Source organism: Candidatus Pelagibacter sp. (genome assembly GCF_052048095.1).
In the GTDB taxonomy this organism is placed as follows: domain Bacteria; phylum Pseudomonadota; class Alphaproteobacteria; order Pelagibacterales; family Pelagibacteraceae; genus Pelagibacter.
Map to the genome: position 1 here is coordinate 72,405 of NZ_JBNAKG010000001.1, position 23,311 is coordinate 95,715.

Here is a 23,311-nt window from a genome sequence, read left to right on the forward strand (position 1 = left end):
AATTAATTATTCAACCATCAAAAAAATTTAATTTTATTTAATTAACACTCTTAGTTTCTTCACTATCGTTTATTTCTGTAATTCTATCATCCACAGGTGTAGTTTTTTCGATAGTTTTTGTGGCATTAAGACCATGGTCTTGCTTAAGTTTTTCGATTCTTTTCTCTAAACTAGATTTTCCAGCCCAAGCATTATTAATAACTTGCTGTAAATTTGTACCATGCGAATTGTAAGTACTTATCGTCTTCTTTAAATGACCTTTGAGAACTGCAAATTTATCATAAAGGTTTTTAGCAGTTTCAGTAATTTCTTTAACACCCTCAATTTGTTTTTCTTTAGCCTTAATAGTTTCAATAATACTAATAACAGCCAATATATTTCCAGGGCCAACTAATAGAACGTTTTTCATATAAGCGTATTCGTATAAATCTGTATAACACTCTAAAGCTGAAAGGTAAGCTGCCTCATGACACATGAACATTACAACTTTTGGAAAAACATTTTTCTTTAAGTTTTTGATGTAATCTTTTTTAGATAATTTATCGATATGAGATTTAACTGCATCTGCATGTTTCTTTAACTGTCGATCTCTTTCTTGAGGATCATTTTTTTCAGTTACAAACTTTTTCCAATTATCTAATGAAACTTTAGAGTCACAAATTAAGTAACTGTTATCTGTTAAATTAATCATTATATCTGGATTAGTTGAAGCTGAACTATCACTATCTAAATCATACACTTCTTCTTTTTTTTGCTTGGTATAATTAATGCCATCTTTAAACCCGTGCATTTGTAATAATTGCTCTAAAAACTTTTCACCAAAGTTTCCTTGGAATTTAGAGTTACCTGTAAGTTTATCTATAAATTCTTGTTGATCTTTTAAAAACTTTTTATATTCACCAACATCTCCGGTAACAGCTGTTTTAAATTGATCTACTTGTTTTAAAGTTGAAAGTTGTTCTTTACTTCTATCTTTTTCACTCTCAAGACTATCTTTTACTGTGTCATAATTAGATTTTACGCTCTCTAATTCTTTTTCTAACAATGCTTTTTGATGATGAGCTTCTACGATCTCTTTATCTTTTGCATCTAATTCTTGTTGTTTATCATCATTATTTATTGATGGTTTTAAAACCTTAAAATAATAAACGATTGCTCCTACTAAAGTGATTAAAGCACCTAAAGATATGTAAGCTATTTGTTCAATCATAACTGATTCTAATTCATTAATTTTATACTTTAAGAGATATTTATCAAATTATGCATCAGAATATTTTTGCTCTAAATTCATTACATAATCATTAATTCCATCTAAGAATTTCAGTTTTTCATCAACTGTTTTAAAAGCAAACATTTTATCTTCATTTTCTCTTATCTCATCACACTCTGAGTAAAATGCAGAAACCGTCCACCATTTCTCTTTGTTGGTACTTAAAATTCTAGATGCTATTTTTCTCTTAATTTTTCTATGTATATCTTTAGGTAAAATTTCAGGTGCTTCGTTATAAATTAAAGTATGACCAAAAGTAACTAATCTATCATCAGTAAATTTATCTAACATTGCAAACTTTCCTTTCCAATCAGACTCGTGAAACTTTTGAAAAAGTTTTGCATCATTATTTAATTTATCAAATCCTCCTGAATAAATTGTTTCTTCAGGCTCAAGATCTACTTGTGATGAAGTTTCTGCTTTCTCATCAGCTGCTTCTTTTAAAACACGACAGATATCTTGAGAAAACTTTTCATTAGTCTTCATTAATTCTGCCCTTTTATTTAATAAATTGGGATCGATCTTTTTGTATGGATCAACTTTCATTGCATAACTTTTATCTAAAATTATTGGTGCTTTGTTGGCTTTAATAGTTTTGTAAAATCTTGGAGATTTTTTCATCGCCTTTTTTAAATCTTGATAATTTAACTTTTGAAGCTCCTCTATATTTTCAGATAAATTTACTGCCTGGCACCATTTATATGATGGGTGCATAAACGAATTTGGATGCAAAGGCGCAACTAAAAACAAATAGTTTTTACCAAAATAATTCTCATTAATTGAAAACATTTTTTCTTGTTGCATCATGTTTTCAACAACTACTTTTGTGCTGGTATTTAAATATTCTCTCCAAAGCTCTGGTTGTTTTTCTTTAATTAATCCAAGCACTTTTACAGTAAGCTCTGTATCGAATAATGCTGAGTGAGCTCCAGATGATTCAAATCCATTTAGTCTAGCTAAAGACTCTAATTTCATCGATTTATTACCTTTATCGTTAAGTTCTGTTTTTAGAATATTTTCATCAATTGCAAATGCCGCTTTAACTATATTTAAAGCATCATGTCTTGAATTACCGTCTTGGTTTGTAAGATATGGTTTTTTTAAACATTTAAAAAATTCTTTTCTTAAAACTTCATCATCAAAGTTAATACTTGAGTATCCAAGAAAAGTGGCTGGAGACCATTCTCTAAATTTTTTATCAACTTGAACCAACATTTCATAATGGCTCAAATTACCTTTAGTAATTAAATCTACATTTGATTTATTAATACATAGAGCTGTAGCAGAAGGAACCCTATCTTGAGGCATTCTACATCGAACAGAAAATCTATCTTTTTCTTTAAAGTCATCATCTAATAAAATTGCACCAAGCTCGATGATTGTTGCCCAATCAGTTTGTGCTGAATCTGTTTCAATATCCCAAATTACGTAACTCAGCTTGCTCTCCTTTGAGCATAATATTGCTCAACTTTTTGTAAAAACTTATCTTGATACATTTTTAATTTATCTCCATCGACAATGAACCTCTGAAATACAATATCTTTAGTACAAAGCAATATCACAGCTTGATTTATATTCGTGTTATAAACAACATTGTGAGCTAAAGAATAAGCTGCACATTGCAAATAATAATCTTCAATCCATTCTTCTTTCTTAGGCTTGTTACTTTGTTTGAAATCTATAATGGTTTCTTTTTTCTCATACACACCAATGCAATCGGCTGCTCCTGCAAATTTACCAGGATAATATAAAGTTGCTTCACATCCCCAAATTTCATCTAATTTGTTTCTCAAACCGTTTTCAATAATTTGATCAGCCATTAATCTTTCCCTGGTATTATCTCCTAATAAATCTAGATTTAATTTACCAAGTAAAAACTTTTCTAAATAGTCATGCATAGAGCTTCCTCTATTAGTTGCTTCTTTAGATATTAATTCTGCTTGTTTGTGCCCAACTCTATCTTTCCAAGCTTGTAGAGATGCTTTTTTCTCTTCACTTTGAGTTTCGTTTAAAATTGTTGTGACACTTGGAAGTTTCTCATTATTTACATCATAAAGTCTCATTCCATTATAAAGAGCACGAACAGAGCTTGGGTAATTAAATTTTGCGTTAAACTTCATATCTTTTGATTATTTCATATATCTTATATTTTCAATCATAATACCGATATTTTTTCTCTTTTCTCCAAACCTGTGAAGAACCAAGTCTATTTCTATTTATAGGTTCATTAGGATCAACCCACCGTATATATTTTCTCTCACGTTCATAAGTTTCACGGTTGTATCTAATACGCTCTTGTTCTTTTCTCTCCTTTTCTTTTTTAATTCTAAGAGCTTCTTCTTTTTCTTGTCTCTCCTTTGCTTCCTCCTCCATCTGTTTCTCTAATTCCTCTTTACTTAATTTTGATTGAGGAGGCACATAAGCATTTACAGGTGCAATAGGATAATTGGTTTTCTGATATTTCTTAGGAAGAGGTCTATTAATCATTGAATAATAAACCTCTGGATTTTCAGATTTAATTTTATGTCCCCACTTTGCTAAAAAACTATCTGTTTCCTGCTTTATTAGGGAATTAAAATTTGGGTTCGTTTTGCCAAAACTCCTTTTTCTAGAATTTGACCTTTTAGACTGGGATCCTATAACTTTTTTCATTATAGAACCTCCTGATTTTGCTCTCTTTTAAGTTCATAAAGAAGCTTAAAATATTTAGATAACAATTTGTCCTCTATGGTGTTTAGTTTCAATAAAGAGCTACCTTGACCACAGTCTCTTGCAAAACCTAAACCGTATTTCCGTACGATTGTATTAGAAGATAAAACTACATCTTTAGTATCTGATCCTTCAACTGATGATGCAATTTTTTCTTTATATTCATCAGCTTCATATTCCAACATTTCATGATTTAAAATACCTGCTTCAATGACTGGAATACGTCTTAATCTAATTGCTATATCAATTAACTTAGAGACAATTATCTCCTGATGCATACCACAAGGTTTTAATTCATCAGTTAATCTTGTTTTAATCACATTCAGATCATTAATATTCTCACCAATTACAACAAACTTTTCAGCATTAAGCCCATGTTTGATTGCATTTTGACTAGATTTAATTTTACCTAAATTAGTTTTAGGTCCAGTTGATTTCTTAGCATTAGCTCTGTTAGCTAATATTTTCTTAATAGATGCCATATTGGGGCTCCTTCAATTTTAAGCACAGAAAAACTCTATGCAGGGTTTAGTATTTAGTGATTTAAAGGCTCACCTTTTGAAGGCTTTATTTAAGGCCGCATAGCATTTGCTAAGAACTTTTTATTAACATAAAAATAAAATAAAAAAACTGAACATTTATAGAACAAGACAATATTCTTAAATTTTTTGTTAAAAGTATTAACAACCAAATTGTTTGCATGCTCCACAATTAGAGCAAATGATCCAACCACAAGCACTGCATTCAAAATCATATTTATTATCAACTGTATCATGACAAGACCAACAAACACTTTCTCTTCTTTTTATTGCTTTAATTATTGTACTGGGTTTTGACCCTTTTTGTTTTAAAAAATTGTTATGAATTGTTTCTATATATTTCTTATGAAAATCATGTCTTTTTTTATTAAGAAATTCTTTAAGAAATTTAGTTCCTTCTTCTTCACTTGTTTTTCTTTTGTCATTATCTAAATTTTCTAAATAATTTATAACAAATATATAATTTGGTTCCCCCCAATTAGATTTTTTTTCTTTATATATAGTCCAGTCGATACATCTTACAAAATAAAAATTGTCTCCAGATTTATGGTTTGCTTTATTGGGGTGAAGCAATCTATCAAGTATTACCCAACCACGTGTTTGATGATAACCAATCCATAAAAATTTTTCACGATTGGATTCATGAAAAATTTCCATTATTTTTTATGTATTCTTGTTTGGTTATTTATTTGTTCTCCATAATTTTTAATTTTTTGAAGCTCTTCTTCTTGTTCTCTCTTTTTTTTTTGTAATGAATAAAAAATTGGCATTGCAACCGAAAGGCTTACAATAATAATTGTTAATATAATTTGCCAAGTATCCATTGATTAAATTGCACCCATCATCATTGCTCCACCAGCAACTCCTCCCATTGCTGCTAAAGTTTTTCCGTGTTCTTTAATTTGTTTTCTAAACCAATTATATATTTCTGATACTTCTATTTTATTTAATTGCTTCTTTACAACTATTAAAACTACTAAACCGATAATAATTCCTAATAATGGGCTGGCAAATAAACTTGCTGTCATTATAAATGAACCCATTCCCAAGAGACCTTTAATTGTTCCTTCTTTAAATGCTTTTTTGTTTTTATTTTTTGTAAATGATTTAGCCCAAGAAACTATAGACACTATTAATAAAATCGGATTTGCTCCAACGGCACCTGCAAGTATCAAAGATGATGCTAGATTTGCAAATTCTTCTTTCTCGTTTTTTTTCCAACCAAAAATTAAAGCAACCACACCCAAGGTTGCACCAAAGATTTCTGATAAATTCACACTTTGAATATCTAGAAGCCAACTTTTTTTAACAGCAAATTTTTCGCTCATATGTGCTGCAAATTTATCAAAAGCTTCTTTGTTATCTATATTATACAATGGAATTCCCATTGGGGTTTGAAGATCTTTAAATAAAGATAAAAAGTAGTTTTTAAATTCTTCTAAATCAGTATCATTAGGTAATGTTTCTTTAACTTTTTCCCACATTTGAATTGGCGTGTGGCTGCCATCAAAATGACGGTGAGTGAAGCCACCAATATTTGTCTCATTATAAAACTTATCAATTTGTTCATCATAGACAGTTGCTTTATCATCAATTATTTTTGATAAAGATTTCTCAACTTTTTTTCCAAATGGAACCGAAAATAAGCCAGCTATACCTAATGCAGCTTTTCTTAATCTCTTTATAAAATACATCACAAAAATATACCACCACACCCACACTGTGTACAGATTTGAAATAATTACTTATTCTTATGATCGTTATATAGTTTTTTAGATATTGATTTAAATAATAATTCTTTAAGTGATTTATTTATTTCTGGTTGTTGTATTTTTTCATAAAAATCATGATCATCATTTACTATTTTAGTAATTTCACTATCAAAAAATTTATCAAACATGTATTTTTTATCATCAGATGAGTTGTTAGCAAAAAAATAATTTTTAAATTTTTCATTGCTACTCAATTTTTTTGATATCATTTTCATTTTTACAATATGTTCATCACTAAAATCTGTAGTAAATCTCTCATTAATTATAGGTATAATTTCTGATAATAAATTTTCTTCATTTTCAACTATTAAAGTTTTATCTTTAGGTTTAATTGGATCAATTTCAGCATCTTCATTGTTTAATTTGATTTCTCCACTAGAAATTTTTGATATTCTAAAATAATCAAGATCAACAAATTCAGATAAGTCTGGAAGTGCTTCTTTTCTATTAATTGGAAATTTCTTAATTAAATATATTAAAAAAATATAAAGTTTATGTAAATTTATATCTTTAAATGAAATTATCTCATTTAGAAAACTGTAAAAATCAACATATGATTTTGACTTTGTTTTAAAATCTTCTTGTTCTTCTTTGGATAGATTGTTCAAGCTCTCAATAAAAAAATCTAATTTACTGCTTATTAATTCTTGTGGTTTTTTTTCATCATAAACGATGTCTAAAAAGTCATCTATATTCTCTTGACTGAATAGATTAAATCCTTGAATATTTGATCTTAAATCATAAAGTACATTTGGATCTATATCTCCTGTTAACTTGGTTTGTTTGAAATATTTTTGAAAAGCAACCTTCACATCATCTTCCTCATTTTTAAAGTCTAAAACAAAAGTATCTATTTTTCCTTGAATGGTCCTATTTAGACGAGAAAGAGTTTGTACCATTTGAAGATCATGCATTTTTTTATCTACATACATAGTTTGAAGTAATGGTTCATCAAAACCAGTTTGAAATTTATTATTAACTATTAAAATTTTATTATCTGGTGCTTTAAATTTTTCTTCAGTATAGCTATCAGAGAAACCATTTAATGAAGACTCGGTATAAATTGTGTTTGTATCTTTATCGGTTATTTTTCCTGTAAAGGCTACTAATGTTTTAAATTTTAGATTATTAGATTTTATTTGTTTATCAAATTCTATCTTATATTTTACACAATGTTCTCTTGAAGAAGCAACAACCATTGCCTTTGCATATCCATTTATTTTATTAATTGTATGATTATTAAAATGATCTAACATTCTTTCGGTTTTATCTTTAATTGAGTAAGAGTGGAGATCAACGTAACTTATTAACTTTTTAATTATTCTTGATTTTTCAAATCTTACATCATTTGAAACATTCTCATTAAGTTTAAAATACCTTTTATAAGTTGTATAATTTTTTAACACATTCAAAGTGAATTTTTCTTTAATACTCTGATCCATTGAATATAAATCAAAAACTTCTGGTATATTATCAATATTAGATCTACCAAATTTTTGGATTGTTCTAGCTGTAGGTGTTCCAGAAAATCCAAAAAAAGAAATATTTCCTCTTTTTTGGATTGAATTGATATGATCTAAAATTTTACTTTCTAAATCAAAATCATCAGCCTCTTGAGTTTTATTTTCTGATAAACTAATTCTTAAGTCTGTATGACTTTTACCAAATTGTGAAGAATGTATTTCATCAATGATTACAGCAAATTTTTTATTTTTTAAATCCTTATTAATTTGTTTTGAAAAATTTTTAAGTAGATGGGGAAATTTTTGAACTGTAGTTACAATAATATCTTTACCTCCAGATAAATATTCATATAGTTTTTTATTATCGGTGCTTTTATTCACAACGCCTGGTCTAGAGTCTATTTGCTGAAGAGTGCTGTTTATCTGTTTGTCTAAAATTTTTCTATCAGTAACAACTATTACGGAATCGAAAATTCTAGCAGTTGCATTATTGTCTTGGAATAAAGTTATCAGTAAATGTGACAACCAACCAATTGATAATGATTTTCCACTTCCCGTAGAATGTTGGATCAAATAATCATGGCCCACACCTTCTTTTAAAATTGCCTCTTTAAGCTTTCTTACAGCTCTTAGTTGATGATATCTAGGGAATATCAGAGAAGTTGTTGTTTTTTTTACTAATTTATTTTTTTTGAAATCTATTAAATTTTTTTCTTCAGTATTGAGATGAATAAAGTTGTTTATCAAATCTAAAATAGAGTCTTTCGTTAAAATATCTTCCCAGAGATATGAAGTTTTATGTCCATTTTTATTTACTGGATTTTCGAAATCTTTATTAAATGGTATAAAATAAGAATCCTTGCCTTTTAGATTTGTGCACATTGAAACTTTTTCAGTACCAACAGCAAAATGAACTAAACACCTTTTAAATTGAAGGAGTGGTTCGTTTAAATTTCTTTTTGAATACTGTATTTCAGCATCAATGTTATCCTGACCTGTAATTTTATTCTTAAGTTCAATTGTTAAAATTGGAATACCATTAATAAACAAAACTAAATCTATTGATAAATCTGAATTAAATGGTGAAAAATATAGTTGTCTAATTAACTTGAAAGAATTTTTAAGATATTTCTGTTTATGGGTTTCATTCATGCCACTATTAGGTTTGAAATATAAAAGTTTAAAATCACAACCCTTATCACTAAACCCATTCTTTAAAACATCAATTAAACCTCTTCTGATAATTTGATTATTTAACCTCTCACAAATTCTTTCTTCAGGATTTATTGAATACTGATTACAATAATCATCCCAGCTATCTTTTTGAGTTTTTTGAATAAAATGAACAAATTCATTCAATAAAATACATCTTTCAGTATCATAAATTGATTTGTCAGCTTTGTATGCTTTAGATAATGAAATCATAGAATTATTATCTTTCAAATAATCTTCTATGTGTGACTCTAAATCAGTTTCTGTATAATTTCTCAATTTAAAATACTTTTTCCTGTTAAATAATTTACTGCATAGTTTTCAATTAACTTATCAATTTTTTTTCTTTTAACGATCTCTTTCTCCAGTAAAGAATCAATCTGATTTAATTTTATTTCGATTTTATTTGAGATTTTTAATTGAGTTTCTAAAGAAATATTAGGAATAAAATAATTCTTAATCTTTTCAGCACTTAAAGCTTCTTTACCAGCACTCTCCATAAAAAATTTAGTTTGTTCTTTACCCCAATGAGACATAAGAAAATAATTTAAAAATTTTGAATTTAAATTTTTTTTTGGTCTAAGTAATGCTATGTGTTGATTAATATTAAATTCTTCGTTATCAGTAATTTCACAACATCTTCCAATAGAAGCTCCAGTCATGTTCAATAGGACATCTCCTAATAAAACTTTTGAATTTTTCATTTTTTGATGTGTTTCTTGATTTATATGAACTACATCTTTTAACTTTAAATATCCATCAAACACATTTTGTTCTCTTAAAAATTTAACACCTTCATTCACATATATATTTCCACCTCCTTTTGGTGTTTGACCACCATTAACTTTACTCACTAAATATTTTATTTTTGTTATATTTTTTTGTAATGCAATTTCATTAATAAATTCTATTCCATAAGAAGTTTTGGGCATTGGGTACTCTTTAAAAATTTCATTATTGATAATTGTATTTTTTAATGAACTTAAATAACTAATTTTTTTTTTAGATAAATTAATTAACTTATTAAACTCATTTAATTTGGATTTTAAAAATTTAGATATTTTGGTTTGTTCATCATAGGGTGGAACAAGTACCTTAAAATTTTTAATTTCTGTTTCATATATATGACAAATAGTAGTACATTTTGCGAATTTTGAGAACTCTGTCCTGCTCACATAAGTAATGAATAAAGAAAAATAGTCTAAATCAATATTATTAATTTCATTTCTTGGTGTATATATTATTACGTCACCGCCAATGACAACTCCTTCTCTTTTTAAGCTTTTACAATTAGATAAGTCTTCACCTATTGTAGTTGTTGATGATGGAGATATAAGATGTCCTTTACCAGACAGAGCACTTCCATTCTGATTTGTTTTAGATAAATTTTCAACAATATCTACTTGATACTTATACTTTGTATAAATTTCACCGTAATGAACACAATCATATAATCCGTCCTTAATTAATAGAGATTTTGATAAACCATTTCCCTTTGAAAATTTAAATATTTCCCTAATTTTTTTGATTGACCAACTTTTAGGTTTTTTTTTTATCCAAAATGAATTGTTATAATCGTTATCCAAGTATTTTTCTTGTTGTTTCATTTATTTCCTTGTCAATTTTCATTATGTCATTGAGCACTTCTTTTGATTCTTGTGGTTCTACGTAATTATAAAAATATTTATTAAAAGTTATTTCACAGCCTATTTTCATTTTTTTTTTATCTAAAGAACCTGTTGGAATATATTTTTTTATTTCTCTCTCAAAATAATCGTCAACATTTACACCGTATGGAATTCGCTCATATTCACTTGTTATCTTTTGTTTACCATTTTTGTCTAATATTGGTTTACCATTTTCTATTAATGGATAATCAACTTTGATCCTGGTATATAAAAAATCACTTTTATTTATAATCTTTGAAAAGTCATTTTCTTTTTGTGTCAGATAAATATTTAAAATTTCATTCTTATTTTTTTCAGAAATTAAATTTGTTTTTTTATTTAATGATCTTCCTAATTTTTCGTAAAAATTTGTTGCATTGATTAATTGAACTTTATTTATTCTATCTTTTTCTTTTTTATTGTTTAAGATCCAAATATATGTATGAATATTTGTATCAAAAAACATATCAGGAGGTAGTTTAATAACTGCTTCTAGGAGATCCTTATCAATTAAGGATTTTCTAAAATCAGAGATATTTTTACTACTTTCACTAGGTTCATCTGTAAATAAAGGAGATCCATTAGTTATCACTCCAATTCTGCTTCCTTTAGGTTCCATTTTTGAAATAAGTTTCATTATAAATAATGTTTGTGAGTCTCTCACAGGAGGCAGTCCATTTTGATATGGTCCGTCAATATCATTTAAATCATTTTGAAATTCTATTTTGTTTTTTTCAGTGCCCCAGTGTTTTCCAAAAGGTGGATTTGATATCATGTAATAAAATTTTGAGTCTTTAAATCCATCATTAGAAAGGGTTGAGCCTTGAATTATTTCATCAGGATCCTCATCTAGAATTAAAAAATCTGACTGGCAAATTGAGTGAGTTTCTTTTGTTATTTCTTGTCCTGACAATCTAAGCTTCATATTTTTTGGTAAATTTTTTTTTGCCCAATCTCTACTGATTGTTAGCATCCCTCCTGTTCCACAACATGGATCGTATATGCTTCTAACTAAATTATTTTTATTAAGTTTATCTTTTTCTGGCTCTAGTATTAATTCTACCAATAACTTAATTACGTCTCTTGGTGTGTAATATTCACCACTTGAAGTATTGGTGTCTTCTGAAAATTTGTTTAAAATTTCCTCATAAACTAGACCCATAGAATGATTGTCAATATTATCAGGAGATAAGTTTATATCTTTTTTAGTAAACTCTTGAATAAATTCCAAAAGAACATTTTCTTGATCCAAATGTTCAACCAATTCATTTACTTTAAAGTTTTCAAATATTTTCTGTACATTTTCACTATAACCCAAAAGATAATCATTAAAATTATCCTTAAGCATTTTTGAATCTTGGGATAATTTTTTTAGGTCAAATTTAGATACGTTAAAAAACTTTCTTGGACTAATTTCTATTAAAATAACTTTTGATGGATCTTTTACTCCTTTTTTTTTTAAGTTATTCCATTTCTCGATAATTTCCTCTTTGTCTTTCTCTAAAACAAAATCAAATCTCCTCATAACAATGAAGGGAAGTATATATTTTCCTACTTCATTTTTTTTAACAATATCTCTAATAACTCTATCTACGCTATTCCAGACTAAACTTGATATTTGATTGTAAAAATCGCTCATTTAATTCTAGATTTTCTATTTTCTTTCCATTCTATTGCTTCCTTTGAAGAAAGTTTTTTTGTTGATGCTGTTTGTCTTATGTAAACTGTTTCATCTAGAAATGCTGTTTTTTGGTTAGGTAATTGATCACATGTAATTATTGCAATATTTTTGTTATCTTTTGTAATAAATCTTGGATGTATAAAATTTTCTAAAAGACCATCACCAATTTTATTATTTATTTGATCTTTTAAAAATCTTTGCCATTCATCTATATTTTTAAATTTATCCTCTTCGAGTCCAACAATTTTTTTATCATCAGAAATACCAATTAACAAATTTCCACCTTTCGTATTTAAAAAACCAACAATTGTCTTTAACACATCGTGAACCATTCGATCATCTTTCTGTTTTGTTGCTAAATTCATCCTCAATGTTGATTTAAATTCATGAGTTATAGACTCATCTTTTTTAATTAATTCTTCATCAACAACATGATGATTTAAACTATTCTCAAGATATTTTAATATTATAGAAGCAGTATTAAAGCCTGCATCATAAATTTGTTGATATCTTATCTTTTCATCATTTTCGTCCTCAGCTCCTTCATAAACATAAGTAAAATTATTACCAATTCCCATGTATGCATTAGTGTACTCACTAAGAGTAATGTTTTTAGATACTAATAAAATTGGAACAATGACTGACATATTTCCAAGCGAAGCACGTAAAGCGCTAACAGCGCCTTTTTCTTCATTGGAAAAATTTTGGAATATACTGGTTAATTCTTTTTTAATCTCAGACTTTTTATAATCTTCGTCTGGAATTAATTCTCCTACTCCATGATCAAGACCTTCGCTCATATTACTATAATATGCACCCCAAGCATAACTAGACATTTTTAGAAAATTTTCTTTTCCAACAATTTCGATAATTTTATTTTGAACAGGTGTGAGCAATCCTAATTGTTGAGTTTCAAAAGGTGGGCCGTTTGATGTCGTAATTAAACATTGATCATATTTAAATAGAAGATTAGATAGATCATCTAGATAATTTTTACTATTCTCACCTTCTATTAAATATTTTTGATCTGAATAAATTGCATAAGCACAAAATTTACCGTTAAAATCTATTGTATTATCCTCTTTAACTGAAAATTCAGCGCATCTTTCAAAATCTTTAAATATATACTCAACAAAAGATTTAAATTTACTTTTAACTTCAATTTTTCCTTGAGCTATAAATATTGGATTATCACCATAAAAAAGCACATATTCATCATTAATTTTTTTAATATCAAAGCTCGACATAATTCTATTCTGTTATGTTTTTTAATTTATTTTTAAATGTATGATAAAATTTTTCTAAATGCTCAATTGACCATTCTATGTAAAAGTTCCATTCAGACTCATTTTCTAAAACTGAATCATTTCTATCTAATTTGATTCTTGATGCTGACCTTCCGGGTAATGGCTGCCAGCTTAGTTTTTTACCAATTTCTTTTTCTATATCATCTTTATCTTTTTCTAGACCTTCAAAAATACTTTGGTCTTTAATTATATAAACCTCAATACCCAAAACGTCTTCTTTTGAGTTAAAGGTCATTGATAAATGAACTCCTGATTTACCAATAGAGAAAGTGTGCCAATGTTTCGGAGAAGGTTTTTGCACTCTTAAAGGACTATCTTGTTTTGATTTAATCGCTTCATTTAAAGCTGACCAAAACTTTAATTGAAGAACTTTTGTTTCACCCACTTCATCATGTGCTAATTTAGAGGCAGCTGATGAAATACTTCTAGACCAATTATTTGGTTTACTTACAACATTGAATACTGGTGCAACTTTTGAGTCGCCAATTTTGAATAATTCAACTTTAATTCCAAAAAAATTATATTGAGTATCAGTGATTTTATTTAGCCAGTCTAAAGTAGCTCTATGCTCCTCAGTAAATTCAGAAGCAACCCAAATAATTGTTACTGCGTCAAGACCTGTTGCATAAGTTAATAGCTGGCCAAGATGTTTATGATCTGTTCTTTCAAGTTGATTTTCAACTAAAACCCAATTATTTGTAGCTATATCTTTGCACAAAATATCTGCTCTAAAAGGGCCAACATCTTTTTCTTCAGCTTCAACAACAAGATCCATATCAATTGCTGAACCAAGTAGTTCGATATTTTCCTCTCTCGCTAACCATGGAGTAAAATGAGTATCTTCTTTTTCCCAAATCTCTCTAAGATCTACTTTTTCAAGTTTTCCTAATTTGTCTTTTGACATAAATAAAGTTTAACAAATCCTAAACGTTGACTCAATTATTCAATTTTTATCTATTTTTCAAAAGTTTCACCATTTTAGATTTGTTTTCTTTGAATTGAATATTTTTTCTAGCGTTTGCACCTGATGGATGAGGAAAGCCTTTCAAAAAGCATTTTAAATTCAGATTATATTTTTTTTCTAAATAGTCGATTGTTGATGAAACTGTATTTCCCAAGGGAATAATGATTGTATTTTTAAATTGCTTAAGTTCTTTGAGAAAATTTTTTTCTATAAAGCTCATTAATAATTCTTTTTTTTGAATATTGGCACCAGGATAATTCTTGCCTTTGTCAAAAACAGGGTATTTCACTAAAGATGTTGTGTGTAAATATTCATTATCTTTGTCAAATAAGCTTTTTGATGATTTAATTTTCAAAATCTTATTTATCTTTAATTCGTCTAAATATTTTATTAACCCAATTCTCATACTTCCTTTGAAACTTGAGTAATCTTTAACTTTTTTGAGAGATCCACCTTTATTAATTATTTCAAAGCTTTGTAACATTTGTTGAAAACCAGGTGTTATACCAACAATCATTATTTTTGCTTTTTGATTAACATAATCAAAAGGAGCATAATAAATTTCAATATTCTTATCCTTTTCAATAAGAAAATCTTTATTGACTATTGTTTTATGATTTATTTTGTTAAGTGAAATTATTTTTTTAATAAAATTATTCATACAAATTTTTTGCTCTTCATATTATTAAATTATATTGAATAATAATATTACTTAGATAAATTAATTTCATGGATATAATTTTATTATTTAAGATTACAGTTGTAATAGGTCTGCTTGTGGGTGCTTATGCGGTACTGAGAAATCTTGATATTGTTAAAATTATCTTAGTCTATTTTAAAGACTTAATACTTCGTAAGTAATTTAGCTAATCTATTAATATCTTTGTTTTTATTTGATGATTTCGAAACCATCATGCAAAGCTCAGATTTTAAAATATAACCATCATTTATAATTCTAAGATTATTAGCCTTAAGAGTGGCACCAGTACTTGTTATGTCAGTAATGATCTCAGATGAATCTGTAAATGGAGCAACTTCTGTACTTCCATGAGATTTTACTAATGAAAATTGAGTAACACCTTTATTGTAGAAAAACTCTCTTGTTAGTCTTGGATACTTTGTTGATACTCTTAATCTTTTTTTTTTCTTTTCTTTAAATTCAAAAGCAATTTCTTCTAAATCAGCCATTGAAAATACATCTAACCAATTTTGAGGAACAGCAACTACTAATGTTGCTTGTCCAAATGGATATTTCTTTTCAACCTTGATTTTATTTTGAACAGTTATTTCACTTTCTTTCAATAAATCAAAACCTGAAAAACCAAGATCTAATGACTTATCAGCAAGTCTTTCAATTATTTCTCTAGCATGTAAGTAAATGATTTGAATATTTTTTTTACCTTTAACAGAACCAAATAAATCCCTATCACCTCTTTCTGAGATTAATCTTAATTTATTTTTTTTAAAGATATGTAAAACATCTTTTCTCAATCTTCCTTTGCTTGGGATTCCTATTTTAATTATCTGGCTCATAGATTAATAGCTGCTCCCACTGCATTAACTTTTTTGCTTGAACCAAGATCTGAAATTAAACTGTCGTATCTGCCACCTGAGATTAATTGAACTTGTTTTGAATTAATCTTTACATCAATTCTAAAAACCATTCCTGTGTAGTACTCAAGTTGTCTGCCAAACGATGATGAAAATACTACATTTAATTTTGAAATTTTATTTGATGAAAGAGGAAAATATCTTTGGTCAACTGCAAGATTAATTCTATTTTTTTTAAAAAATTTATTTAATTGATCAGCTGCTTTATTAATTGGGCATTTAATCTTTAAAAATTCCTTAATTATTTTTGATACCTTTTTGCCTTCACTAGCTTTTCTAGGATTTTTAATTTTTTCATCAAATCTTTTTAGAATTTCTCCATATGATCTTCCTGCAACTAAAGCATTTGGATCCTTTTTTAGTAAGTTCAAATAAAGTTTTTTATCTAGATCAACTACAGTTGGATCTATATCGGCATTAGTCTCTAATCTTTTTAATAGATCATTAAAATAATCCTCTCTCCAAAAGTGTCTAATTAATCTTAATTTCCAACGTGATGGAATTTCAAGTTTATCTATAAGTAATTTAAATATTTCAACATTACCAATGGTTAAAGTTCCAGATGAAAATTTAATATTTTTTAATGATTTAAGAGATGTATTAATGATCTCTTTATCATCATTTTTTTCATCCTTTGATCCTAATATTTCAAATCCTATTTGATCTCTAATAATAGATTTTTTCTTATCGTCATTTTTTCTATAAGCCTGACCACTGTAGAAAATTTTTTGTTTACCTTTTAAATTATTGTCTAAATACCTTAAGCAAGATGCAATAGTTAGATCTGGTCTTAAACAAAGTTCAGTGCCATCTTGATCATGAAATGAGAAAATAAACTTTCTAAAATTTTCACCAGATCTTTGCACAATATGATCTGCTTCAATTACCGAAGGTAAATTGATATATTTATATCCTTTAGACTTTACTGATCTAAGGATATTTTCAGATAAATTTTTTGACTTCATCGATTAGTTCTTTTCTTGAAATAGTTTTGTTATTTTCGCCTTTAGTGCCTTGAAGATCTTTAATAGTTACAGTGTTATCTTTAAATTCATTTTCACCACAAATAATTGCTAGCAATAGTTCTCTTTTATTTGCATAAGTAAGCTGTTTGCCTAAGTTCTTTTTGGTATCTAAAAACACTTCAGCATTAATGTTATTAGTTCTTAATTCATCTACTAATTCATAATAATTTTTCAAATATTTTTGATCCATAACACATACAAGGACAGGTTTTTGCTCTTTAATTTTAATCTGATCTAGTTGCGTTAAGGCAAACAACAATCTATCTACACCAAAGCTAATACCGGTACCCGGTATATCTACACCTTTAAATCTTGAGATAAGTTTTGCATATGCTCCACCTGAGCAAATACTTCCAATATCTACTTCTTTGCCCTTATTGTTTGTTACTTTGAAATTTAAATTAGTTTCAACAATAAACCCATCATAATAAGCAAGGCCTCGAACAATTGTAAAATTGGTCTGAACTTGATCTTTGGCATTACCAAAGCCAATTACTTCAAAGAAATCTTCTAATTCTTTAATTCCTTCTTGAGATAATTCATTTGTTAATTTTTGCTTTAATTCTTTTAAATCTTTGATTTTTAAAAAATCTAATATTTGTTTAACTTGATCATCATTTAAATCAGCGCCTTTAGTAATTGCTCCTGATATATCTTTTCTTTCTTTTTTTAATAATGCTTCAACACCCGTTAAACCAAATCCTGGTTTATCTAATTTATCAATGGCTCTGATAACTTTTAATTGTTTTTCCTCAGATATATTAAGTTCATTTATTAAGCCTTGAACTATCTTTCTATTACTTACATTGATTGTAAATTGCTCTTTATTTAATCCGCAGTCTAGTAAAGTATTAGTAATTAGATTGCAAAGTTCTGCATTTGCTTGAGCAGGATTTATGTTTCCAATAATATCAAAATCTGCCTGCATAAATTCTCGGTATCTACCATTACCTGGTTTTTCATTTCTAAAGACATTTTGAATTGCATATCTTTTATACACAGATGGAAGTTCTTGATTATTTTGTGCTACAAATCTAGCTAATGGGCTTGATAGGTCGTACCTTAGAGTAATACTTTTATCACCATCTTTAAAACTAAATACATCAGACATAGGATTAGCCTCGTCTTCTGCTAAAAACGATCCGATATTTTCACTGATTTCAAAAGAGGGTGTCTCTAATGGTTCAGCGCCAAATTTAATAAAATTATTCTCAATCTCTTTTAAAAGTTGTTTTTTTAAGACTAACTTTTTATCCCAACGATCTTCAAATCCAGACGGTAGCGAAGGATTGAGTTTTTTTTCTTTTTCCATTTTAGTGGTACTTTGGGTAGGTTACGCTCCTACGACTTCGGATCCACAAACCGACGTGATACTATTTCACCACCAAAGCTTATGTTTATAGTTTTATATTATTTTTTAGTGAATTTAAAATTATTTTATGTTTGAAAATAGCTAGCCTTAGCCAGCATGATTGATATGTCTATGCGTAGCTCTGTTAGTTTCAATTACTAAAGCTAGTTTAATCATGGACAACTTCTAGAATAAATTAGGATTATTACAAGTAAAAAAAAAGGGAGTTTGCTTTCGCAAACCCCCTTTATAAATTTTGTAAAATTTATTAGCCTTCTTGTTTTACCAAGTTAACTGCGCTTGGGCCTTTTGGACCATCTTCTAAAGTAAACTCAAGTGAGTCTCCTTCATTTAAAAATCTCAAACCAGCATCTTTTACTGCACTAGCATGAACAAAGGCATCTTTTTCACCATCTTCTCTTTCGATGAAACCATAACCTTTTTTACCGTTAAACCACTTAACTTTACCTTTTAATGTACTCATTTTATTTCTTAGTCCTATTGTTATTTATAAAGGCGTGAAATTAGTTTTTTTAATAGGAATAGCAAGTAGAAATTAAAAAACTTTTGGTGGTGGCTGAGGAAGGATTCGCACCTCCGACACAAGCCTTTTCAGGGCTCTGCTCTACTCCTGAGCTACTCAGCCTTAAGTTATCCTCTAAAGATTATTCTACCTTTAGTAAGATCGTAAGGTGTCATTTCAACCGTAACATTATCGCCTTGTAAAACTCTAATTCTATTCTTTCTAAGTTTTCCAGCTGTATGTGCAGTTACGATATGTCCATTTTCTAATTGAACTCTGAACATGGCGTTTGGTAACAAATCGGTTACCTTACCTTTGAATTCAAGTAGATCTTGTTTTGACAAATTTATTTTCTCCTAATTCTTTTTATGATTGATTGAGCGTGTCCTTCCAATCTCTCATAATTTGCAAGTGTTATAGCTGATGGCCCAAGACTTTCAATACCCTTTTTTGATAAGTTTATATAAGAGATTTTTTTAACAAACTCTGAAACACTTAAGCCACTTGAGTATTTACTAGTCATGTTAGTAGGTAAAACATGATTTGTACCTGGCACACCATAATCAGTCATTGCCATAACAGCATATTTTCCAAGACAAATTGAACCTGCATTTTTAATTTTTGGAACAAGCGATTTATAATTTTTAGTATTTAATTCTAAGTGCTCTGGTCCAATTTTATTAATTATTTCAACTACTTTTGTATCTGAGTTTACGTACATGAATATTCCATTTGCCATTAAGCTTTTGTTGGCAATTGAAGATCTAGGAATTTCTTTTAATTGTTTTTGTAATTCCTCTTTTGTTTGTTTTAATACATTTAGATCTTTAGAAATTAGAATGCATTGAGCTAATGGATCGTGTTCTGCTTGACCTAACAGATCACTTGCAAGCCATTCTGGATTAGAACTTTTATCTGCAACTACTAAAACTTCTGAAGGTCCCGCGGTCATAGCTTCAATACCAATATCACCAAATACTTCTTTTTTAGCTGCAGCTACGTAAGAATTACCGGGTCCAACAATTTTATTCACTGGTTTAATTTTTTTTGTTCCATAAGCAGCTGCTGCAATTGCTGATGGGCCACCGATTGAATAGATTTCTTTAATTTTACATTTTTTAGCAGCATACAAAACTGCAGGGTTTTGTTTGCCTTTGTACCCTGGATTAATCATTACAATTCTTTTAACACCAGCAACTATTGCAGGAATAGCATTCATAAGCACACTTGATGGATAAGAAGCTGTTGATCCTGGGACATATATTGCAACAGATTCTAAAGGAACATATTTATAATCAACTTTGTTTTTGTATTTATCTGTGTAGGAAATATTTTTAAATTTTTGTAATGAGTGAAATTTATAAATTCTATTATAAGCAGCGTCTATTGCTTGTTTTACTTTTTTTTCTAAAGATTTAATTGAATTATTTATTTGCTTAGGTGTTGGAACTATTACTGTATTTTTATTAAATCTCTTCTCATATTTAAGAAGGGCTTTATCACCATTTCTTTTAACATCTTTGATAATGTTAGTTACAGATACAGTACTAGACTGAAGTTTTTTACGTCTTTGACTTAGTAAATTTTCTAATGCTTTGTCAAAGTTTTTGCTTTTAATTGATAACTCTTTCATTACTAAATTTCGTTTTGATCTTCTAATCTTACTTCTATTGTTTCAGCAGAAAGAGATATATGAGCATTATTCTTAAATATCAAATCAATCTCATATTCTTCTTTATTTTTAAGATAATTTATAGCGATTAATTCTAAAGGTAACTCTGGATTTTTTTGATCAATATTTTTTGATTTTACGCTACTTACAAAATCAAATTTGCAAATACTATTTACTTTTTTACTATCTTCTCCTGCTTCAACTTTATTTCTCTCAATTGATAAAAGAAAAACCTTATTTTCTTTAAGGTATTTAATATTATCAACATTTGTTGTAGCTCCCATACAGCACGCAGAAATCATCTGCAAACCTTCGTTATCTACAGCTATTATTTTGGCTAAATATTTTTTATCGCTCATTTTACTCTTTTAATTTTAACTCCAATTTTTTTCAATTTATTCTCAATATTTTCATATCCTCTATCTAAATGATAAATTCTATTAATTATAGATTTACCATTTGCAACGATTGCAGCTAATACAAGTGCAACTGAAGCTCTTAGATCACTCGACATTAATTCCGCACCAATAAAATTAGTTTTACCCTCAATAATTGCTTTATTATTTTTGATATTAATTTTAGCACCTAATCTTTGTAATTCTGCAACGTGCATAAATCTATTTTCAAAGATACTTTCTGTAATTGAACTCACGCCATTAGCTCTACATAACAGAACCATAAATTGCGCCTGTAAATCTGTCGGAAAACTTGGGTACTCTTTAGTTTTAATATTTTTTATAGGTTTAATTTTTTCTGGTCCTTTAATAAAAATTTTATTTTCAGTCGTTCTGATTTTAGCACCAGTTTTTTTTAATAAATTTAGTTCAGTACTAATAATTTTTGGATTTAAATTTTGAATTTCTAAATCTCCTTTAGATATGGCAGCAGCAACACAAAATGTGCCTGTTTCTATTCTGTCAGCCATAACTGAATATTCAGTTTGATTAAGAGATTTTACTCCTACTATTTCACAAGTTCTCCCCTTCCACTTTATATTAGCACCAGCTGATTTTAAAAAATCAGTTAGATCTTTTATTTCAGGTTCTATTGCACAATTTTTTAATATAGTTTTGCCATTAGCTAAGCATGCAGCAATAATTGAATTTTCAGTTGCACCAACGCTTATGTTAGAAAAGTTTATTGTCGTCCCTTTTAATTTACCTTTAGATTTTGCATGAATATAACCTTTTTTTATTTCATAATTCATTCCTAATTTTTTTAATGCTGCTAGATGATAATTAACAGGACGTGCTCCTATCAAACATCCGCCTGGAAGCGATGTAATAGAATTTTGAAACTTTGATACTAATGGTCCTAATACTAAAATTGAACCTCTCATTGTCTTAACTAAAGAGTAACTAGCAAAAGTTTTCATATTATTTTTGTTTTGAATTTTTGCTGTCTTTTTATCTTTTGATAAGCTTATTTTTGAACCTAAAGATTTTAAGAGATTTAACATAGTATCTATGTCTCTTACTCTTGGTAAATTTTTTATAATAACTGTTTTATCAAATAAAAGTGTTGCAGCTAAAATTGGTAATGAAGCATTTTTTGATCCGGAAATTGAGACCTTGCCCTTGAGTTTACAAGGACCTTCTATCAAAAATTTATCCATGAGTTATTTTATTTTTGCAACTTGAATAGTTGTCTGTCCCTGATATTTGCCGTTCTTTGATTTATAAGTTGTCTCTGGTTGTGTTTCAGATTTAAAAAATAAAAACTGAGCAATTCCTTCATTAGAATAAATCTTAGCAGGATTAGGTGTTGTATTTGATAACTCAATTACAATATTGCCTTCAAATTCATTTTCGATTGGGGTTACGTTACAAATAATACCTGTTCTAGCATAAGTGCTTTTACCAACACATATACACAAAACATCTTTTGGAATTCTAAAATACTCAACTGTTTTTGCTAAAACAAATGAGTTGGGAGGAATAATGCAATGTGGTCCTTTTCTCTCAATAAAATTGTCATCAGAAAAGTTTTTTGGATCAACTAATGAGTTATTTACGTTAGTAAAAATTCTATACTCATCAGAAATTCTTACATCATATCCCATACTACTTAAACCATAAGAGATTTTACCTTCTGACACTTGATGATCTAAAAAAGGCTCTATCATGTTGTGTTCTTTACACATTTTTTTGATCCAAGAATCAGGTTGAATAGACATTATTTTGATTTCTTCTTAGTTTTTTTTTGAAATAGTTTTCTTTTTTTTAAATTTTTTTTTAGAGCTAAACTTAAACGCTCATTTTTATCTTTAGTGTTCATTCCTTGTCAGGATTTGTTAAAAAGTCTAAAGATATTGGTTTGTTAGGATCTAACGCTTTTGCTTTTGGTTCTTCTGTTGTTTTCGGGCCCTCTTTAGCAAGTCTTTTGGCTTTTTTTTCAGCAAGCTTTCTTTCACGCTTAGCTTGCTTTTCCATTAACTTGTTTCCTTTAGTAGATTTATAATCGTAATGAATGCCCATAAAAATTTCCTCCGGTAGATATAAAACAATTTTCAAAAAAAATTAAGGCAATAATTTGTAAAAAATGC

Annotated in this window: 24 protein-coding genes and 1 tRNA gene; all 25 read right to left on the reverse strand. The window is 28.1% G+C overall.

The window, feature by feature from the left end; translation table 11 throughout:
• Positions 1 to 37: 37 nt before the first annotated feature.
• Positions 38 to 1,210, reverse strand: coding sequence for a DNA recombination protein RmuC (locus ACTT9P_RS00370; protein ID WP_440908715.1), 1,173 nt, complete (start codon positions 1,208 to 1,210; stop codon positions 38 to 40).
• Positions 1,211 to 1,258: 48 nt separating this feature from the next.
• Positions 1,259 to 2,731: an exonuclease domain-containing protein gene (locus ACTT9P_RS00375; protein WP_440909957.1), complete on the reverse strand. Its 1,473-nt coding sequence runs from the start codon at positions 2,729 to 2,731 to the stop codon at positions 1,259 to 1,261.
• Positions 2,704 to 3,390: a hypothetical protein gene (locus tag ACTT9P_RS00380; protein ID WP_440908716.1), complete on the reverse strand. Its 687-nt coding sequence runs from the start codon at positions 3,388 to 3,390 to the stop codon at positions 2,704 to 2,706. The genes ACTT9P_RS00375 and ACTT9P_RS00380 overlap by 28 nt, the downstream gene beginning before the upstream one ends.
• 31 nt (positions 3,391 to 3,421) lie before the next feature.
• Positions 3,422 to 3,922 carry a hypothetical protein gene (locus ACTT9P_RS00385; protein ID WP_440908717.1) on the reverse strand — a complete coding sequence of 167 codons (501 nt, stop codon included), beginning with the start codon at positions 3,920 to 3,922 and terminating at the stop codon, positions 3,422 to 3,424.
• Positions 3,922 to 4,461: a hypothetical protein gene (locus tag ACTT9P_RS00390; protein WP_440908718.1), complete on the reverse strand. Its 540-nt coding sequence runs from the start codon at positions 4,459 to 4,461 to the stop codon at positions 3,922 to 3,924. Before ACTT9P_RS00390 ends, ACTT9P_RS00385 begins: the two co-directional genes overlap by 1 nt.
• A 198-nt stretch (positions 4,462 to 4,659) precedes the next feature.
• Entirely contained in the window at positions 4,660 to 5,175 is a 516-nt protein-coding gene (locus tag ACTT9P_RS00395; RefSeq protein ID WP_440908719.1) for a hypothetical protein, read from the reverse strand.
• Positions 5,175 to 5,342 (reverse strand): hypothetical protein, encoded by a 168-nt coding sequence (locus ACTT9P_RS00400; protein ID WP_440908720.1) that lies wholly within the window; start codon positions 5,340 to 5,342, stop codon positions 5,175 to 5,177. Before ACTT9P_RS00400 ends, ACTT9P_RS00395 begins: the two co-directional genes overlap by 1 nt.
• 3 nt (positions 5,343 to 5,345) lie before the next feature.
• Positions 5,346 to 6,212, reverse strand: coding sequence for a hypothetical protein (locus ACTT9P_RS00405; RefSeq protein ID WP_440908721.1), 867 nt, complete (start codon positions 6,210 to 6,212; stop codon positions 5,346 to 5,348).
• A gap of 47 nt (positions 6,213 to 6,259) precedes the next feature.
• Positions 6,260 to 9,244, reverse strand: a complete 2,985-nt coding sequence (locus ACTT9P_RS00410) for a type I restriction endonuclease subunit R (protein WP_440908722.1) — start codon at positions 9,242 to 9,244, stop codon at positions 6,260 to 6,262.
• Complete coding sequence (locus tag ACTT9P_RS00415; protein WP_440908723.1) at positions 9,241 to 10,572, reverse strand: restriction endonuclease subunit S; 1,332 nt, start codon at positions 10,570 to 10,572, stop codon at positions 9,241 to 9,243. Before ACTT9P_RS00415 ends, ACTT9P_RS00410 begins: the two co-directional genes overlap by 4 nt.
• Positions 10,544 to 12,271 carry a type I restriction-modification system subunit M gene (locus tag ACTT9P_RS00420; RefSeq protein WP_440908724.1) on the reverse strand — a complete coding sequence of 576 codons (1,728 nt, stop codon included), beginning with the start codon at positions 12,269 to 12,271 and terminating at the stop codon, positions 10,544 to 10,546. Before ACTT9P_RS00420 ends, ACTT9P_RS00415 begins: the two co-directional genes overlap by 29 nt.
• On the reverse strand, positions 12,268 to 13,560 hold the full coding sequence (locus tag ACTT9P_RS00425; RefSeq protein WP_440908725.1) for an AlbA family DNA-binding domain-containing protein: 1,293 nt from the start codon (positions 13,558 to 13,560) through the stop codon (positions 12,268 to 12,270). Before ACTT9P_RS00425 ends, ACTT9P_RS00420 begins: the two co-directional genes overlap by 4 nt.
• Before the next feature lie 4 nt (positions 13,561 to 13,564).
• Positions 13,565 to 14,524 (reverse strand): DUF4268 domain-containing protein, encoded by a 960-nt coding sequence (locus ACTT9P_RS00430; protein WP_440908726.1) that lies wholly within the window; start codon positions 14,522 to 14,524, stop codon positions 13,565 to 13,567.
• A gap of 46 nt (positions 14,525 to 14,570) precedes the next feature.
• Positions 14,571 to 15,245 carry a uracil-DNA glycosylase family protein gene (locus ACTT9P_RS00435; RefSeq protein ID WP_440908727.1) on the reverse strand — a complete coding sequence of 225 codons (675 nt, stop codon included), beginning with the start codon at positions 15,243 to 15,245 and terminating at the stop codon, positions 14,571 to 14,573.
• A gap of 182 nt (positions 15,246 to 15,427) precedes the next feature.
• Positions 15,428 to 16,117, reverse strand: a complete 690-nt coding sequence (gene hisG, locus ACTT9P_RS00440) for an ATP phosphoribosyltransferase (protein WP_440908728.1) — start codon at positions 16,115 to 16,117, stop codon at positions 15,428 to 15,430.
• On the reverse strand, positions 16,114 to 17,160 hold the full coding sequence (locus tag ACTT9P_RS00445; RefSeq protein ID WP_440908729.1) for an ATP phosphoribosyltransferase regulatory subunit: 1,047 nt from the start codon (positions 17,158 to 17,160) through the stop codon (positions 16,114 to 16,116). Before ACTT9P_RS00445 ends, hisG begins: the two co-directional genes overlap by 4 nt.
• Positions 17,138 to 18,532 carry a histidine--tRNA ligase gene (hisS, locus tag ACTT9P_RS00450; protein ID WP_440908730.1) on the reverse strand — a complete coding sequence of 465 codons (1,395 nt, stop codon included), beginning with the start codon at positions 18,530 to 18,532 and terminating at the stop codon, positions 17,138 to 17,140. The genes ACTT9P_RS00445 and hisS overlap by 23 nt, the downstream gene beginning before the upstream one ends.
• A gap of 307 nt (positions 18,533 to 18,839) precedes the next feature.
• Positions 18,840 to 19,055, reverse strand: coding sequence for a cold-shock protein (locus tag ACTT9P_RS00455; RefSeq protein ID WP_014953801.1), 216 nt, complete (start codon positions 19,053 to 19,055; stop codon positions 18,840 to 18,842).
• An 87-nt stretch (positions 19,056 to 19,142) separates the two neighbouring features.
• Positions 19,143 to 19,217 (reverse strand) — tRNA-Phe (locus ACTT9P_RS00460).
• Positions 19,218 to 19,222: 5 nt separating this feature from the next.
• Positions 19,223 to 19,438 carry a translation initiation factor IF-1 gene (infA, locus tag ACTT9P_RS00465; RefSeq protein ID WP_075519823.1) on the reverse strand — a complete coding sequence of 72 codons (216 nt, stop codon included), beginning with the start codon at positions 19,436 to 19,438 and terminating at the stop codon, positions 19,223 to 19,225.
• A 2-nt stretch (positions 19,439 to 19,440) separates the two neighbouring features.
• On the reverse strand, positions 19,441 to 20,727 hold the full coding sequence (gene hisD / locus ACTT9P_RS00470) for a histidinol dehydrogenase (protein WP_440908731.1): 1,287 nt from the start codon (positions 20,725 to 20,727) through the stop codon (positions 19,441 to 19,443).
• A gap of 2 nt (positions 20,728 to 20,729) precedes the next feature.
• On the reverse strand, positions 20,730 to 21,125 hold the full coding sequence (locus ACTT9P_RS00475; RefSeq protein WP_440908732.1) for a DUF2948 family protein: 396 nt from the start codon (positions 21,123 to 21,125) through the stop codon (positions 20,730 to 20,732).
• Entirely contained in the window at positions 21,122 to 22,381 is a 1,260-nt protein-coding gene (gene murA, locus ACTT9P_RS00480) for a UDP-N-acetylglucosamine 1-carboxyvinyltransferase (RefSeq protein WP_440908733.1), read from the reverse strand. The genes ACTT9P_RS00475 and murA overlap by 4 nt, the downstream gene beginning before the upstream one ends.
• Before the next feature lie 3 nt (positions 22,382 to 22,384).
• On the reverse strand, positions 22,385 to 22,942 hold the full coding sequence (gene dcd / locus ACTT9P_RS00485; RefSeq protein ID WP_014953806.1) for a dCTP deaminase: 558 nt from the start codon (positions 22,940 to 22,942) through the stop codon (positions 22,385 to 22,387).
• Between the two features lie 97 nt (positions 22,943 to 23,039).
• Positions 23,040 to 23,243: a hypothetical protein gene (locus ACTT9P_RS00490; protein WP_440908734.1), complete on the reverse strand. Its 204-nt coding sequence runs from the start codon at positions 23,241 to 23,243 to the stop codon at positions 23,040 to 23,042.
• Positions 23,244 to 23,311: the final 68 nt, after the last annotated feature.

Bases quoted from the DNA above. Each gene is read 5' to 3' on its own strand.
- ACTT9P_RS00370 (WP_440908715.1), bottom strand. From the start codon at position 1,210: ATGATTGAACAAATAGCTTACATATCTTTAGGTGCTTTAATCACTTTA.
- ACTT9P_RS00380 (WP_440908716.1), bottom strand. From the start codon at position 3,390: ATGAAGTTTAACGCAAAATTTAATTACCCAAGCTCTGTTCGTGCTCTT.
- ACTT9P_RS00385 (WP_440908717.1), bottom strand. From the start codon at position 3,922: ATGAAAAAAGTTATAGGATCCCAGTCTAAAAGGTCAAATTCTAGAAAA.
- ACTT9P_RS00390 (WP_440908718.1), bottom strand. From the start codon at position 4,461: ATGGCATCTATTAAGAAAATATTAGCTAACAGAGCTAATGCTAAGAAA.
- ACTT9P_RS00395 (WP_440908719.1), bottom strand. From the start codon at position 5,175: ATGGAAATTTTTCATGAATCCAATCGTGAAAAATTTTTATGGATTGGT.
- ACTT9P_RS00400 (WP_440908720.1), bottom strand. From the start codon at position 5,342: ATGGATACTTGGCAAATTATATTAACAATTATTATTGTAAGCCTTTCG.
- ACTT9P_RS00405 (WP_440908721.1), bottom strand. From the start codon at position 6,212: ATGTATTTTATAAAGAGATTAAGAAAAGCTGCATTAGGTATAGCTGGC.
- ACTT9P_RS00415 (WP_440908723.1), bottom strand. From the start codon at position 10,572: ATGAAACAACAAGAAAAATACTTGGATAACGATTATAACAATTCATTT.
- ACTT9P_RS00420 (WP_440908724.1), bottom strand. From the start codon at position 12,271: ATGAGCGATTTTTACAATCAAATATCAAGTTTAGTCTGGAATAGCGTA.
- ACTT9P_RS00425 (WP_440908725.1), bottom strand. From the start codon at position 13,560: ATGTCGAGCTTTGATATTAAAAAAATTAATGATGAATATGTGCTTTTT.
- ACTT9P_RS00430 (WP_440908726.1), bottom strand. From the start codon at position 14,524: ATGTCAAAAGACAAATTAGGAAAACTTGAAAAAGTAGATCTTAGAGAG.
- ACTT9P_RS00435 (WP_440908727.1), bottom strand. From the start codon at position 15,245: ATGAATAATTTTATTAAAAAAATAATTTCACTTAACAAAATAAATCAT.
- hisG (WP_440908728.1), bottom strand. From the start codon at position 16,117: ATGAGCCAGATAATTAAAATAGGAATCCCAAGCAAAGGAAGATTGAGA.
- ACTT9P_RS00445 (WP_440908729.1), bottom strand. From the start codon at position 17,160: ATGAAGTCAAAAAATTTATCTGAAAATATCCTTAGATCAGTAAAGTCT.
- hisS (WP_440908730.1), bottom strand. From the start codon at position 18,532: ATGGAAAAAGAAAAAAAACTCAATCCTTCGCTACCGTCTGGATTTGAA.
- ACTT9P_RS00455 (WP_014953801.1), bottom strand. From the start codon at position 19,055: ATGAGTACATTAAAAGGTAAAGTTAAGTGGTTTAACGGTAAAAAAGGT.
- hisD (WP_440908731.1), bottom strand. From the start codon at position 20,727: ATGAAAGAGTTATCAATTAAAAGCAAAAACTTTGACAAAGCATTAGAA.
- ACTT9P_RS00475 (WP_440908732.1), bottom strand. From the start codon at position 21,125: ATGAGCGATAAAAAATATTTAGCCAAAATAATAGCTGTAGATAACGAA.
- murA (WP_440908733.1), bottom strand. From the start codon at position 22,381: ATGGATAAATTTTTGATAGAAGGTCCTTGTAAACTCAAGGGCAAGGTC.
- dcd (WP_014953806.1), bottom strand. From the start codon at position 22,942: ATGTCTATTCAACCTGATTCTTGGATCAAAAAAATGTGTAAAGAACAC.
- ACTT9P_RS00490 (WP_440908734.1), bottom strand. From the start codon at position 23,243: ATGGGCATTCATTACGATTATAAATCTACTAAAGGAAACAAGTTAATG.